The organism is Flavobacterium crassostreae, from assembly GCF_001831475.1.
GTDB lineage: Bacteria > Bacteroidota > Bacteroidia > Flavobacteriales > Flavobacteriaceae > Flavobacterium > Flavobacterium crassostreae.
In genome coordinates this window covers 2,661,654-2,677,201 of sequence record NZ_CP017688.1, presented here as the reverse complement: position 1 = coordinate 2,677,201, position 15,548 = coordinate 2,661,654, and the positions used below count along the sequence as shown (strand labels likewise).

Below are 15,548 nucleotides of genomic sequence, written 5' to 3'. Positions count from 1 at the left end.
AAAACAGGGTTCTATTTGGAATTAAAACACATATTTTAATGTCGCAATCAGCTGTCTTGGTGCAATAGGATTGGCACTATAGTTCTCATGTACGGTATAATTTAAGGTGTTGGTAATATTGGATAGCTTGCCTAGCAACGCAAATTTTTTCCAAGTATACCCAGCTGACACATCTATGGTTGTGTATCCCTTAACGGGGACTTCGCGATCTTTAATAATTAGTATTCCTGCTTTGTCCAAGACTAGTTGGTTGTTCCATCCTGCCACACGATTGCCAATATAATTTGCTGTAGATCCAACAGAAAATCCTTTTAATATGCCAGAAGACAAGGTATAAAAGAAACTTAAATTAGCTGTATTGGATGGGGTTCTAGTGAGTCTGTCTCCTGTAATATAACTGCCATTGGTACCAGAGGTTTTGGTAAAACGCATGTCATTATAGCTGTATCCGGCCATTATGTTTAAACCTTCGATGGGTTTTGCACTAACATCTAGTTCAATCCCTTTGCTTTTAGTGGCACCACTCAAAATTTTTAGAGATCGATCCGTATTGGTAGTTCCGTCTGCTTTAAATTCAGCGGTTTGTGCCAATTGGCTGTTTTCAATTTGATAAAAGGTAAGATTGGTAGTCCATTTGTTATTCCAAAAACTTTTTTTGATACCTATTTCGTATTGATCAATAAAGGAAGGTTCTATTGCTTTTAAATCTACGGTAGTTCCAGAATTAGGAGTAAAAGAATTGGCATAACTAGCAAACAACGAAAGGGCTGTATTGGGTTGGTATACCACTCCAACTCTAGGAGTAAAAGCTTGGTCCACTCTGTTGGGTTCTTCAGAATTTGCTACTGGGTTTGTAGTAAAATCCGAGGTAGTTACTTTTGCTTCTTGCCAAGACCAACGTATTCCGGCCAAAACTTTGAATTGAGAGCTAATGGAAATCAAATCTTGTGCGTAGACACCAAAAGAATTGGTATCTGTAGTGGTTATTTTAGTTAGGGTGGCATCTGGTATAGGGCCTTCGGGATCAAAAGTATCCAAATTCAATATGTTGCCGCTTCCATACGTTGGATTAGCAAATGCAAATCGGTAGTTTTTGTCAAAAGAATTTTCAAAGTCTACCCCAGTAAAGAGTTGGTTTTTTATTTTGGCAGTATAAAAAGTTCCAGTTATACTTAGTTGCTGCGCCGTTAGTTGCGCTTGTTTTTTGTTCTGTCCAAGCGGTCTTTTCCAGTCTCCCTTTGCATCTGGTTGTACTCTTTCTGTAGCTTTGGATGCTTGGCTGTAGTATTGAAAGGAGGTATTGAAATTTAATTTCCAGTTGGCATTAAAATCATGATTAACCAAAGTAGACACACTACTTTGTCTGGTTTGTCCATTAGACCAACTAGCCCCCAGATACTTGTTTCGGCCTACTGGCGCTATTGTTTTGCCAATAATTCCGGTTCCAAAATCGGGTGTCCAATTGTCATGCAAATAATCTCCTTGTACTGTAATTTGTGTTTGGTCCGTTATTGCAAACAAAAGCGATGGGTTGAGATAATAGCGCTCTTTTTGGACAATATCTCTATAACTGTCCGAATTTTCATAAGAGCCTATAAAACGGTAAGCAATGTTTTTATTTATGGTATTGTAATAATCTACCGTAGGTTTATAGAAAGCATTGCTCCCCATTTGCATGCTCAAACTGCCTCCTTTTTTGAAGGTTGGTTTTTTGGTAACCATATTTAAGATGCCCCCGGGAGCTACGTTTCCAAATAATAATGCCGCACTACCTTTTAGTATTTCTACGCGGTCTAATGAGGATACTTCAGGAATAGAATTGCTTGAAAAACGAAAGCCATTTTTGAACATGTTGTTGGAAGACATGTTATAGCCTCGGGACCAAAAGGTTTCTTGTGCAGCACCTCTAGCAGAACCCACATAAACGCCATTTGCGTTTTTAATCACCTCACTCAATCGGATTGCTTGTTGTTGTGCTATAATTTTGCTGCCAATAACTTGTATGCTCTGTGGTAAATCCATGGGTTTTATACCAGAACGAACGGCACTAATTTTTTTGTTTTCTAGCCTAGTTTTAATAATAACTTCTTTTAAAGATTCTCCTTTTTTGTTTTTTAGAGTATCCAAAACTGAACTAGTAGTTTTGATTTGCTGTGCTTGCAACGAAGTGGATGCAATTAGAAGAACACAGCCGAGTAATAACGCTTTCATTTATTTAGATTTAATTAAAATAAGAGCACAAATGTACACTTTTATTTAGGTCTAACAATAATAATTTAGACTTAATAAAAATAATAATAAACCTAAAATAGTGTTTTTATAAGTTGATACTACTAAGATACCATTAGTCAAGGCATTAGTTTTTGGACCAAACAAAAAAAACCTGACAAAAGAAAAGATTCTTTGTCAGGTTTTAATTAAAAAAATAGTGTTTCGCTATTAAAATTAGCTAATTTCTACTACTTCAAGATCAAATATCAGGTCTCTTCCCGCCAAAGGATGGTTACCATCTAGAACTACTGTTTCGTCTTTTACCTCTACAACTAATAAGTTCATTTCTTGCCCTTCGGGTGTTTTGGATACTAGTCCCATTCCTACCTCTGGAGTCATTTCTTGTGGCAATTCGCTCTTAGGAACCTCAACAATTAAGTCCTGACGTGCGTCTCCATAAGCATCTTCTTTGGCAATGTTTATCGTTTTTTTCTCGTTTAACTTCATGTCTATCAGTCCTTTTTCAAAACCTGGAATCAAACGTCCTTCTCCTAATGTAAACGCTAAAGGCTCTTTTCCTTCCGAAGTGTCAAATATTTGGCCGTCTGCTAATTTTCCTGTGTAATGTACTTTAACTGTGTTGTTTGCTTTAACTTGAGTCATGTTTTTTTAATTTTAATAATCCTTTATAGTATAAAAGATTTTTAGTTTAAATTTAATTATCAAAACTAACACTAAAACTACGCCAAAAGTGTTTTTTTAGAAAGAAAAGAACCTAAATACCTTAAATACCTCTTTTTTATGACAAAAAAATCCTTTTTAGTTCCAATTGGTAGCAACTATTTAAGCAATTATTTGAGGTATTAATGTTTGTTTTAATATGGAAAAATAGTTTGGTTAAAAGTCAAAAAAAAACCGTGCATTTGGTGTGCACGGTTTAAAATTTAACTAAAAAACTACCTTATTTTACTTTTTTATAACCATATCTTTCGGTACTGGGTTTGCTTTGTTGCATGCCCGAAATCTCTATTTTGAGACTATCTGTTGCAATTGCTGTATACCGTATTTTTTGGGGATAATTAAGGCTTGTGTTTTCAAAAACCAATTCTTTCTCCGAGCTATTGGTTGCTTTATAGGCTATTGGTTGGTTGTTGTTTTGTCCTTTTGTAGTAGAGGTGTAGGTTAGGTTTTCATCTATTTGTTGCAATTGGATGGTTTCAAAATGGATGGTGTCTTGGGCTTTAATAAAATACGATTGCCCTGCAAAGGTACTGTCATTTACTTTGTTCCAAATTTCTTTTAAGGTGCCGTCGGAACCTTTGTTTTCCCAGGTTCCTAATAGCCATCTACTGGTTTTTATTTTCTCTTTTTCGGTATTTTCTGAAGAATTTGTTTGGGATTTCTGACAAGATAGTGCCGTTGCAAGTAGTAGCAGTAAATATATTTTGTTGGCTAAGTACATAAAATTACGTATTGGTTGGATTGCTGCAAAATTAGCAAAAAAAAATAGGGCTAAATATAAATTAATCCTAAAAATAGCCGCTGGTTTTAAAAACCTTCTTTTAATAAAGCGTGTACCCGTTCTTTGGTTGGGGTTTGGTTTTTTAATTTGGCTCTAAGGACATCAAACGGAACTTTAAAATCACAACCTAGTTGGTATTCACTACATCCATAGGCCATTTTTCCTTTTAGGATACTGCCCTTGTTGCATTTTGGGCAAGGTAGTGCTGGAGTTGCGGTGGCTGCTTTTGGAGTGTTTTTGTTGGTGTTTTTAGGTTCTAATTTTAGGTTAAAACTAGCATCAAAACGCAATAGACCTTCGGTGGTTCCGGTGCTGGTTTTAAAATCTTTCAGATTTACGGTAGTTCCTTTTTGGAGAAGTCTTAGGTATTGGTTTTCGGATATTTTTTTGTTTGCAAAAACAAAAGGCAATACAAATTGGCAGCCTAATTTATAATTACCACAACCGTAGGCGGTCTTGCCTTTTAATAGGGTTGCTTTTTGGCATTTTGGACACATTTCGGACAAAAGTCCTTCTGTTTTCTTTTTGGTAGTGTTGCTGGCAATTTGTTTTGGTTGGGCTGCGGTATGGGATAGGTTGGCATGGACTGTTTCGCTGCGTACTTCGTAGACTAGAGCATCTACCATGCGCTTCATGTTATGGATAAAGGCACTTGCGGTATAACGGCCTTTTTCGATGTCTTTGAGTTGTTTTTCCCAGATTCCTGTTAAGGCAGCAGATTTGATGTTTTCGTTTTGAATAATAGCAATTAACTGAATTCCGGTTGGAGTAGGTAGGAGTTGTTTTTTGTTGCGTACAATATATTGGCGTTTAAATAGGGTTTCAATTATGTTTGCTCGGGTGGATGGACGACCAATACCGTTTTCTTTCATTAGCTCTCTTAAATCTTCGTCTTCTACTTGTTTGCCTGCGGTTTCCATGGCACGTAGCAAGGTGGCTTCGGTAAATTGGTTGGGAGCTTTGGTTTCTTTTTCTAAAAAACTAGGTTGGTGTGGGCCTTTTTCGCCTTGGACAAATAGAGGCATTATGTCGGTTTCTTTTTCTTTGGCATTCGGATCTTCAAACACCAGGCGCCATCCTTTTTTTAGGATAACCTTTCCGGTGGCTTTAAATGGAACTTCTGCTGCTTTGCCAAGCACGGTGGTGTTGGCTACAGTACAATCTTCATAAAAAACGGCTATAAAACGTTTGGTTATAATGTTATAGACTTGTTGCTGGTTGTAGGGCAAGTTGGATTGGATTCCGGTGGGAATAATAGCGTGGTGGTCGGTTACTTTTTTATCATTGAATACTCTTGGAGATTTTTTAATTTTTTTGTTGCATAGCGGCTCTGTCAAAGTGGCATAGTGGCTCAGTTTTTGCAAAATCCCGGGTACTTTTGGGTAGATGTCCATTGGTAAAAAGCTGGTGTCTACTCTGGGATAGGTGATTACTTTTTGTTCGTAGAGAGTTTGTGCAATTTTGAGGGTTTCTTCTGCGGAGAACCCAAATTTGGTGTTGCAATAGACTTGTAATCCCGTTAAATCAAATAGTTTTGGGGCATATTCATTGCCTTTTTTTTCTTCGATGGAAACAATTTCGAATTCGCTTTCTTGGACTTTTTGTGCCAAAACTTCGCCATCTTCTTTTTTTAAAAAACGGCCTTCTTCGTAACTAAATAAGGTGTCTCTATATAGTGTTTGCAATTCCCAGTAGGGTTGTGGTTTAAAATTCTGGATTGCTATAAAACGCTCTACAACCATTGCTAATGTGGGGGTTTGTACCCGCCCAATGGATAGCACTTGTTTGTAACCGCCATGTTTTACGGTATACAATCGGGTGGCGTTCATGCCTAATAACCAATCTCCGATGGCTCTTGAAAAACCGGCGTAGTATAAATTATCATATTGCGAGGAGGGTTTTAGGTGGTTAAATCCTTCTTGGATTGCCTCTGTGGTCAAAGAAGAAATCCATAGGCGTTGCACGGGGCCTTTGTAGTTGGCTTGGTGTAGTACCCAGCGTTGTATGAGTTCTCCTTCTTGGCCGGCATCTCCGCAATTGATCACCAATGTGGCTTTGTCAAAGAGTTCTTTGATGATCTTGAATTGTTTTTGGATTCCAGAATTTGCTACTACTTTGGTTTCAAATTTTTCTGGAAGCATGGGTAGGTTGTTCAAATCCCAGCTTTTCCAGTGGGGTTTGTAATCGTTGGGTTCTTTGAGGGTGCATAGATGCCCAAAGGTGTAGGTTACGGCATAGCCATTGCCCAGGTAGTAGCCGTCTTGTTTGGTGTTGGCTCCTAGTACGGATGCAATTTCGCGGGCTACACTTGGTTTTTCGGCAATACAGACCTTCATTTTGTTGTTGATTTTGAGGGCGCAAATTAAGGATTTAGAATTTGGTTTTAAAAGGAAATGTGTTGGAGTTTTTCAAGGGGTGTTTGCTAATGCGGTTATTTGGATTTTTGAGGTTTTTTGTAAGCTTGATGCTGTTTTTGAGTAGAGACTGGGTTTGTAGTACGGATTTTTTAGCCCCAGTAGTAGTGTAAAGCCTTTGTGGTTGGGACCTACTTTTTTCTTGCGCTGGTAGAGCGACCAAAGGAAGCTCCTGCCAGCGGATAGAAAAAGAGCGACCAAACGCAACGCTTGAAACGGATAATGGGAATTGGCTTCGGAGAAAAAAAAACACGTTATTTTGGTCTTGGTTTTGCAATTGGATGTTGTGAGGTTTTGTTTTGTAATTCCGGTTCTAGGGGTGGGGTTGTAAATTGCCCAAAAGGAATATTGCAAACTGAATAGTTTTTTGTAATTTTGCACTCCAATAAAAGGACTAAGAATATGTTAGATAGACTTCAAATAGTAAAACAACGCTTTGATGAGATATCGGATTTAATTATCCAACCGGATGTTATATCGGATCAAAAGCGTTATGTGCAATTGAATAAAGAGTATAAAGACTTGAAGGCTTTGGCTGGAAAGAGAGATGAATATGTGATTTTGATAGCCAATATTGAGGAGGCTAACGAAATTATTGCCGATAATAGTGATGCCGATATGACCGAAATGGCCAAAATGCAACTAGAAGAGGCGAAGGAAAGGTTGCCGGAATTAGAGGAAGAAATCAAGTTTATGTTGATCCCCAAAGATCCAGAAGATGCCAAGAATGTTATGGTAGAAATACGTGCCGGTACCGGTGGGGATGAGGCAAGTATTTTTGCTGGAGATTTATTCCGTATGTACACCAAATACTGCGAAAACAGAGGTTGGAGAACTTCTGTGGTGGATATGAACGAGGGAACTTCGGGTGGTTTCAAAGAGGTTATCTTTGAGGTTACCGGTGAGGATGTTTATGGTACCTTGAAGTTTGAGGCAGGAGTGCACCGAGTGCAACGGGTGCCACAAACAGAAACGCAAGGAAGGGTGCATACCTCTGCCGCTACGGTGATGGTTTTGCCTGAGGCAGAAGAGTTTGATGTGCAGATTGATATGAATGATGTGCGTGTGGATTTCTTTTGTTCGTCTGGGCCTGGTGGACAATCTGTAAATACGACTAAGTCTGCGGTGCGTTTGACGCATATCCCTACGGGATTGGTGGCGCAATGTCAGGATCAAAAATCACAACATAAGAATAAAGACAAGGCTTTTGTAGTATTGCGTTCGCGTTTATACGAACAGGAATTAGCCAAAAAACAAGCCGAAGATGCCACTACGCGTACTTCGCAGGTGAGCTCTGGAGACCGTTCTGCCAAGATTAGAACCTACAATTATGCCCAAGGGCGTGTGACGGATCATAGAGTTGGTTTGACGTTGTATGATCTGGGGAATATCATGAATGGGGACATTCAGAAAATTGTAGATGAGTTAGCGTTGGTAAACAATATGGAAAAACTCAAAGAAGCAAGCGAAGTTTTTTAAACAAGTACTGTTCTGTATTATAGATAGATGCTCCATATAGTTTTAGTGGAGCATTTTTTTTGCTTTTTTTGGTGTTTAGGAACTAATAAAGCAATATTTTTGTTAAAAAAAAACACTATTTTTGTTAAAATCATGAAAGTTTTAATTTTTAAAAACGTCTAAATCACCTTAAATTATGAAAAAAAAAGTACTTACTTTTCTTGCTTTTGCAAGTGTAGTTTCGGCCAATGCACAGTCTTATCTAGGCTATACGCATGACAATTATGCAGGAGTCCAAGGGGTATTGTTTAACCCTGCGTCTATTGTAGATTCTAGGTTTAAAACCGATATCAATTTGTTTTCGGTAAGCTCCATGGCTAACAATGATGCGTATGGTGTTAATTTGATGGATGCTTTTAAGAGTGATTATGATTTTGAAAACAAAGCTAAAAAATCGTTTGCCTTAAGTAATAATGCCATGCTGAACACGGATATTATGGGGCCTTCCTTTATGTTTAATATTGCTCCTAAGCATTCTTTGGCTGTCTATACAAGAGCACGATCTTTTGTGAACGTATTGGATATTAATGGAAATCTAATTGATGAATTAGCCAAAGACAACACCTCTAATTTTGATTATAGCGTGGGTAGTCCCAATGCCGTAGGAAATTCGTGGGGAGAGTTAGGAGTATCTTATGCCGCTGTTTTATTTCAAAAAGGGGCTCATTTTGTCAAAGGAGGGGTTACGGCTAAATATTTGCAAGGGGTTGCAAACTACCATTTTCAGGCAAATAATGTACAAGTAAAGTATGTTAAAAACAGCTTAAACCCACAAAATAGCCAATACACCAGTACGGGTACTGCTTTGTATGGATCCAGTCAAGATTTTGCTGTAGATAATGACGTGGTGGTAGACAGTAAATCTAGAGGTCTTGGTTTGGACTTGGGATTCATATACGAGTGGAGGCCAGATTATGAGGCTTCGAGATCGGATTTGATGGACTTGAAACACATCAATAAATACAAACTCCGTTTTGGGTTGGCGCTAACAGATTTAGGAAGTGTTAGGTATGATAAAGGGATTCGTAATTCGTATGATCTAAATGCTACCGTAACTCAAGGGCAATACGATAGTGCAGAGGATGCAGATGCCTTTTTAAAAAATAATTATACTGCAACGGTGGTCAATGGAGCTGTAAAAGCATTTTTGCCTACAACTTTACGTGCCGATGTGGATTGGAACCTACATAATAAATTTTATTTAAATGCCAATGGTGAGTTTAGCGTGGTCGATAAATCAAAATTAAACCAAAATAGCAGTAGCAATCGTTTTAGTCTAACCCCACGCTATGAGTCCAGATGGTTTAGTTTTTATATGCCAGTTTCGTACATACAGTACAGCAAACAAGCCCAAGTAGGTGTTGGTTTGCGTACGGGTATTTTCTTTATTGGGTCGGGATCTGCGCTAACCAATTTAATGTCTGATAATTCTAGAGCAGTAGATATGCATTTAGGATTTAAAATTCCGGTGTATCAAAAAAAAAAGAAACAAGTTCTAGAGCCTGTAGTAGATAAAATAGAAGAAGTTGATGAGGTTATGGAAGAAATAGTTGCCGAAGAAATTTTGATAGATACCGATGGCGATAGTATTGTGGACGAAAAAGATAGATGCCCAGAGATAGCTGGTCCAGTTGCAAATAATGGTTGCCCATGGGAAGATAGCGACGGGGATGGAGTGCCAGATAAAGACGATCAATGCCCAGAGGTAAGAGGAGCAATGGTTAATAATGGCTGCCCCGAAATTACGGGTGATGTTATTAAAGAGCTAAATGTGTTTTCTAAAGCGGTATTGTTCAATTCAGGAAAAGCCACTATACGACCAGAGTCTAACCCGAAATTGCAAGAAATTGAAAACGTAATGCGTAACTATCCTACAGCTAATTTTAGGTTAGAAGGCTATACGGACAGCACTGGTTCTGCAGTCAAAAATTTACAATTATCTAAAGAAAGAGCTGCAGCGGTAAAAACGCATTTAGTAGCCAAAGGCATTAGTGCCGATAGGTTATCTTCGGAAGGATTTGGTATTGTAAAACCTATTGCAACCAACAAAACAGAAGCAGGAAGAGCTGCAAACAGAAGAGTAGAAATTATTTTGGTAAAATAATCCATTCGCATTTTATGCTCCAAAAAGGAGGTCTGCAAAGACCTCCTTTTTTTGGTTTAAATTTTGGAACAGCTATTGGAGTTGTTTTGGACTATACGGTATGGTTTTTTGGGAGTAAAACACGATATTTTTATATTAATTGAATACAAGTTTGTAAATTTGCAGCACAAGCAAACAACAAATGACTACACAACACCTTATTGACCAAATTAAAACCAAGAAATCCTTTTTAACTGTAGGATTGGACGTGGATTTAAATAAAATTCCAAAACATCTTTTAGATTTAGAAGATCCTATTTTTGAATTCAATAAAGCCATCATAGATGCTACCCATGATTTGTGTGTAGCCTACAAGCCCAATATTGCTTTTTTTGAAGCTTATGGTATCAAAGGCTGGATGGCATTGCAAAAAACCATGCATTACCTCCATACTACGTATCCAGAAATTTTTACTATTGCGGATGCCAAACGTGGCGATATAGGCAATACTTCTACGATGTATGCCAAGGCATTTTTTGAAGATTTAGAATTTGATAGTGTGACCGTTGCTCCGTACATGGGTAAAGATTCGGTAGAACCCTTTTTAGCCTTTGAGAACAAGCACACCATTATGTTGGCCTTAACATCCAATGAAGGAGCTTTTGATTTTCAGACCATAAAGGTAGATGGCAAAGAACTCTACAAACGTGTTTTAGAAACAGCCAAAACCTGGAAAAACAGCCAAAACTTGATGTATGTAGTTGGTGCAACCAAGGCAGAATATTTTACAGAAATCCGTAAAATTGTTCCAGATAGCTTTTTGTTGGTTCCAGGAGTAGGAGCGCAAGGAGGTAGTTTGTCTGAAGTTTGTAAGTACGGAATGAATGCCCAAATAGGCTTGCTTATAAATTCTTCCAGAGGAATTATATATGCCTCAAACGGCGTAGATTTTGCCTCTAGAGCAAGACAAGAAGCCTTAAAAATGCAACAAGAAATGGCACAAATAATGGCTTTGCACTTAATAAAGTAGCGTTTGTTGTTTTTTTAGATAAAGCATTTATAGTATTTAATAGGTATGGTTTTTAGCATCCGATTTATAAAAATAAAATTTTAAAACAAAACCAATCCAATGCTAAAAACTGCAACAGACCAATTAGGGACCGTACATACTTTTAAAACTACGCCGCAACGGATTGTTTCTTTGGTGCCTTCACAAACCGAATTGCTATGTGATTTGGGATTAGAGGCCAAAATAGTTGGAATCACTTCGTTTTGTGTACATCCGCACCATCTTAAAACTACTAAAAAACGTGTTGGAGGCACCAAAAAAGTCCATTTAGACAAAATAAAAGCCTTACAACCAGATATAATTATTTGTAATAAAGAAGAGAATACGTTAGAGATGGTGCAGCAATTGGGCACCATTTGTCCGGTTTGGGTCACTAATATTCTTACCATTGAAGATAATTTTAGAATGATTTTAGATTTTGGAAAAATATTCAATTCTAGAACAGAAGCCCAAAAATGGCACGACAAATTGGTTTTTGCTTTAAGCAATTTTAAAGATTTTATAAAAGACGTTCCAGTCCAAAAAACGGCTTATTTTATCTGGAAAAACCCGTATATGGTGGCAGGAACTCATACGTATATAAATGAATTATTGCAACTCAATCATTTTGAAAATTGGTACCAAACCAAAGAGCGCTATCCTGAAATTATTTTAGAACAAATGGTTGTAGATGGAGCTCCAGATTATATTTTTTTGTCTTCGGAGCCATATCCTTTTAAAAAAAATGCCGCCTATGAAATGCGTCAACATATCCCAAAAGCTAAAATTGTGTTGGTGGATGGCGAAATGTTTTCTTGGTATGGTAGTAGGCTCTTAAAGGCGCTAGATTATTTTAGAATACTGCATCAGAACCTTCAAAACGAAGCTGCTGAAGCAGTAATAGAATAAAAAACCAAAATCCTTTAAAAAACCAACCACTAAAGTTGCTTTTTTAAAGGATTTTGGTCTGTACTTTGGTTTTAAAATAAAAACTCTACTGTGGTATAAAAGGTTCTGTTATCCGACGGAATAATTCCCGGACCTGGATATCCTGTAGCTCTACGGGTAAAGTAATGGTTGTTTGTAAAATTAGTGATACCGGCTTCTAGTTTCCAGTTTTTCCATTTGTACGAACAAGATATATCCGCTACACTATAGGCCGGAATAGTTCCAGAAATGCCCGTCAAGACATTGTTGCTGTTATTGCTACTAGCACTCGATAATTGTGAGGAAACATGGGTAAATTGAATGCTTGACATCACGTTTTTGTAGCCCAGACTAGTTCCTGTTTTGATATTAAATAACGGGACAAACTCCACCTCATAGCCTTTTTTGATACTAGGTATTGCAGATTTTAGGTAGCTTGATTTGGTAATGGCCGAATTGGTAAATACATTCCAGCTTAGATTTTCGGTATCTTTAAAACAGCTTTTGGCAATGTTCCAGTCTACCAATGTTTCAAAACCGTAGGTTAGCGCCGTTCCGGTATTGGCTCTAATTTTGACAATTTGATTGGAGGCGTTGGTGCTGTCATATTCGCCAATTTTGTCGTTATAATAAAGACCAAAAATACTGGTGTCAAAGGTTATTATATGTTGAATATGGCCCCGTAATCCAATATCCGAAGTATAGCCTTTTTCGTCGGTAATGTTTTCGTCTATTTGTTGGCTAGGATTTATCGTACGGATATCGCTAAAGGTTACAGATCGGTAATTTTGAGAGGCATTTCCGTAAATTTCCAAACCTTTTTTGGGTTTGTAACTCAATCCAACACCCAATAAAAGCAAGTTCCGATCTTTAACGGTGTTCTCATTTTTGGTTTCGTTCAGAATAATATTGCCTGCGAAATCCCGATTTATTTTTTTATAATAACCATCGGCCTTGGTTATAATTTTTTCAATTCTAAAACCTGGTGTTACCGTAAAATTGGCATTTATCTTAAAAATATTTTCTCCAAAAAGAGCCAAGTTTTTGTTAGGAAACCTAAAATCGGATTGGTTTTGATAATACGGATAGGCTGTTGTAGCCAGGTTAAAGTTGGCATTAGTATCTGCACTTCCGGGGCCTTGTTGTTGTTGGTTATTAGATTGGTAGTATTTTGCTCCTATCAAAAAAGCGCTTTTTTGTTGTCCAATAGGGTAACGCTTTAGGTAGCGCGTTTCGGCGCCCCAGTTTACAAATTTTCCTATAATTAAATCCCTCTCTTGCATTGGATCTGGTGTGGTAATGCGGTTGTCTCTAAACCCTAAGGCTTTTCGGCTGGCATTTAAACCAAATAACTGTACCGAAAAATCCGTGTCCAGGTTCCATTGGTGCTTTAGGCGTAAGGCAAATAAATTCCAGTTTACTGCAAACCAATTTCGGGTACGGTTGCTTTGTTTTGGGTTTTTATAGAATTGGGCATCTGTTAAACCTCCGGCTTGTTGTGCTAAATAATTGTAGTAAGTATAGTCTAAATGTACAGAGGTTTGGGGTGTAAATTGGTAGTTTAGATTTGCAAAATAATTTTTGCTCTCAAAGTCTGAATTTGGTCGGTATCCATTTCCTTGTTTGTAATTATAAAAACTGTAGTAGCTAAATTTTTTATTGGTGCCACTCACCGATGTAAAATTGGTGCCTAACCCATAAGAACCTATGGTGCTTCGGGTGCTAAATTCAAATGGTTTTGTGGTAGGTGTTTTTAATTTAAAATTAATCAAACCACCAAATTGGGTTCCGTATTGCAAGGAAGCGGCACCACGAATAATCTGAATTTCTTCTAAAGCTTCGGTGGGAGTGGCATAATAACTCTCGGGATAGCCCAGCACATCGGCACTAATGTCGTAGTTGTTCTGGCGGGTGTTAAAATTGGCAGTTCGGTTTGGGTTCAAGCCTCGGCCTCCAATACTTAATTGCAAACCTCCATCCGAACTTTCGTTTATTGTTAGTCCAACTACCTGTGCAAATATTTGGCGGGCATTGTTGGTGGCTTTATTTGCCGTTAATTTGCTAATGTTGATTACCTCTGTTTTTTTGCCGGCATAAATAGCGGTTTCTTCAATGTCATTTAGTTTATAAAGGCTTTGTAGTTTGTCATTTTGTTTTCGGATAATAACTTCGGTTAGTTGGTTGATTTTGTTCAAAACAATTTTAATACTACTACCGGTGGAGATGTCATTTTGCTCTACAATAGCAAAGCCTTCTTTAAAAAAGACTAAGTCATAACTTGCGGGCTTTTTGGGTTCAATTTCAAAAAAACCATTTTTGTCGGTAAGTAATTTTGTATTGGTAGCTCTGTTGTAAATTTCTACTCCAGCTAATTTTAGGCCCTTATTATCCGTGACAACGCCCGATATTTTGTTTTGAGCAAAAGTCAATAAGGGGAGCAATAAGAGTAGAAATAATCTAAAATCCTTTAATGGTGTCCTTAAAAGGAAGTATCCAGGTTTTGTGTTTGAAATTTTCATTTTCTTGAGCTAAATTTATTTTGGGATCAATATATTTTTGGCTTAACCTTCCGTTGAGAGCTACATAGCTCTCTACATAAACTTCGGGATTTGTAACGCCTTGTTGTTGGTAATAATCGTGTAGATAGTGTGCGTATTCTAAAATAAAATCGGGTTGAAAAGCCATTTGTTTTTCCTGAAAAGGGGTTAAAAAATGGCTGTTAGTCACTACAATTTGTTTTTGGGTAACGGCATCTTTTACTATAAAGGTAGCATATCCTGCTTTTTCCATAAGCATGACCCGCCAAGAAAATCGAAAACCTTCTTCGGTCCAGAATAATTCTCCGGGATAGGCCAAATACCTAAACGGGAAGAGGAGTTGCAAAACAATAAAACTGCTCAATACAGCTACTTTGGTTTTATAAAATGCGGTATTGCTTGGTTTTTTGATTTTTTGGTTTTCAAAAACAACCAGTGATCCAGAATAGGTTTTGGAAAGGAATTGCAATATTTTTTATGAAAATCCGCATCAAAAAATAATAGCGTACTAACAATCATTACATACGGAAAAACGCCTATTGGAAAGAGTATTTTGGTCAAAACATGAAATACTATAACTAAAATAAAACCAAATAAACGGGTTGGTTTGTAGCGCAACAAAAACACTATGGTAAGATCGTAGACAGCTCCGGTCCAGCTAAAGGCATAATGTACCCAATTTTCATTGAGTAAGGGACCAATAATGGGAATGTTGGAGTGGTGTGGCAACCATATTTTGAGAGGCATGGCATTGAATAACCAATCTGAATTGAGTTTGGCGAGTCCTGCATAAAAATAAACGATTGCTAGTATGGTTTGGAGCAGTCCAATATTCCAAGAAGGAATTTTTGCATAACGTAACTTTGGGTCTCTATATGCATCTACCGAAAAATAACAGTTTGCAGGCAAAAACAGCAACACAAAACTAATTACCGAAATAAAATAATAGTGATTGAGGTAGGTTGTTTTGTCTAGTAATTCAATATAAGTAAAGCTCAGAAAAAAAGTTAAAATAGCCCATTTGTATTTGTATCCAATGGCCACAAATAAGGCGGCAATACCTGCAATTAGAAATAAGAGATAGGTGTAGTTTCCGAGGGGTTTGACCCATTCCCATCCGTAATATGTAAAATGAAATTGTGGAATTAGGTAGCGTTGTTTTATCCAGCCATAACTTGCAAACCGAATCAAACTAAACAGCATCATTAAACCAAACGCTAGCCTATAGAAAGCTAGCGTTGCGGCTGAAGTATTTTGTTTAAAATAATTTAGATTCATTCTTGTAATT

At 37.5% G+C, this 15,548-nt stretch carries 9 protein-coding genes and 1 pseudogene; 4 read left to right on the top strand and 6 right to left on the bottom strand.

Annotated features, from left to right (window positions below; all coding sequences use genetic code 11):
- Positions 1–21 precede the first annotated feature (21 nt).
- The 4 genes from LB076_RS11835 to LB076_RS11820 form a co-directional block, all read right to left on the bottom strand.
- Entirely contained in the window at positions 22–2,211 is a 2,190-nt protein-coding gene (locus LB076_RS11835; RefSeq protein WP_066332012.1) for a TonB-dependent siderophore receptor, read from the bottom strand.
- Between the two features lie 234 nt (positions 2,212–2,445).
- A complete protein-coding gene (locus tag LB076_RS11830; RefSeq protein ID WP_066332013.1) occupies positions 2,446–2,874 on the bottom strand; it encodes an FKBP-type peptidyl-prolyl cis-trans isomerase in 429 nt (142 codons plus the stop codon).
- Positions 2,875–3,172: 298 nt separating this feature from the next.
- A complete protein-coding gene (locus LB076_RS11825) occupies positions 3,173–3,673 on the bottom strand; it encodes a DUF6265 family protein (RefSeq protein ID WP_066332015.1) in 501 nt (166 codons plus the stop codon).
- A gap of 86 nt (positions 3,674–3,759) precedes the next feature.
- On the bottom strand, positions 3,760–6,069 hold the full coding sequence (locus LB076_RS11820) for a type IA DNA topoisomerase (RefSeq protein WP_066332017.1): 2,310 nt from the start codon (positions 6,067–6,069) through the stop codon (positions 3,760–3,762).
- A 480-nt stretch (positions 6,070–6,549) separates the two neighbouring features.
- Here LB076_RS11820 and prfA point away from each other — a divergent pair, with 480 nt between their 5' ends.
- The 4 genes from prfA to LB076_RS11795 all read left to right on the top strand — a co-directional run bounded on the left by prfA (position 6,550) and on the right by LB076_RS11795 (position 11,705).
- Positions 6,550–7,626 (top strand): peptide chain release factor 1, encoded by a 1,077-nt coding sequence (gene prfA, locus LB076_RS11810; protein WP_066332024.1) that lies wholly within the window; start codon positions 6,550–6,552, stop codon positions 7,624–7,626.
- 175 nt (positions 7,627–7,801) lie between these two features.
- On the top strand, positions 7,802–9,769 hold the full coding sequence (locus tag LB076_RS11805) for a DUF5723 family protein (protein ID WP_066332026.1): 1,968 nt from the start codon (positions 7,802–7,804) through the stop codon (positions 9,767–9,769).
- A gap of 181 nt (positions 9,770–9,950) precedes the next feature.
- The gene (pyrF, locus tag LB076_RS11800; protein WP_066332028.1) at positions 9,951–10,778 is read left to right on the top strand and encodes an orotidine-5'-phosphate decarboxylase; all 828 of its coding nucleotides are present in this window, start codon (positions 9,951–9,953) and stop codon (positions 10,776–10,778) included.
- A gap of 99 nt (positions 10,779–10,877) precedes the next feature.
- Positions 10,878–11,705, top strand: coding sequence for an ABC transporter substrate-binding protein (locus LB076_RS11795; protein ID WP_066332031.1), 828 nt, complete (start codon positions 10,878–10,880; stop codon positions 11,703–11,705).
- Between the two features lie 71 nt (positions 11,706–11,776).
- Here LB076_RS11795 and LB076_RS11790 read toward each other — a convergent pair whose 3' ends face one another.
- A complete protein-coding gene (locus LB076_RS11790) occupies positions 11,777–14,242 on the bottom strand; it encodes a TonB-dependent receptor (protein WP_078055241.1) in 2,466 nt (821 codons plus the stop codon).
- A pseudogene (locus tag LB076_RS14150) lies at positions 14,181–15,538 on the bottom strand (HTTM domain-containing protein). Before LB076_RS14150 ends, LB076_RS11790 begins: the two are co-directional and overlap by 62 nt.
- Between the last annotated feature and the right edge of the window lie 10 nt (positions 15,539–15,548).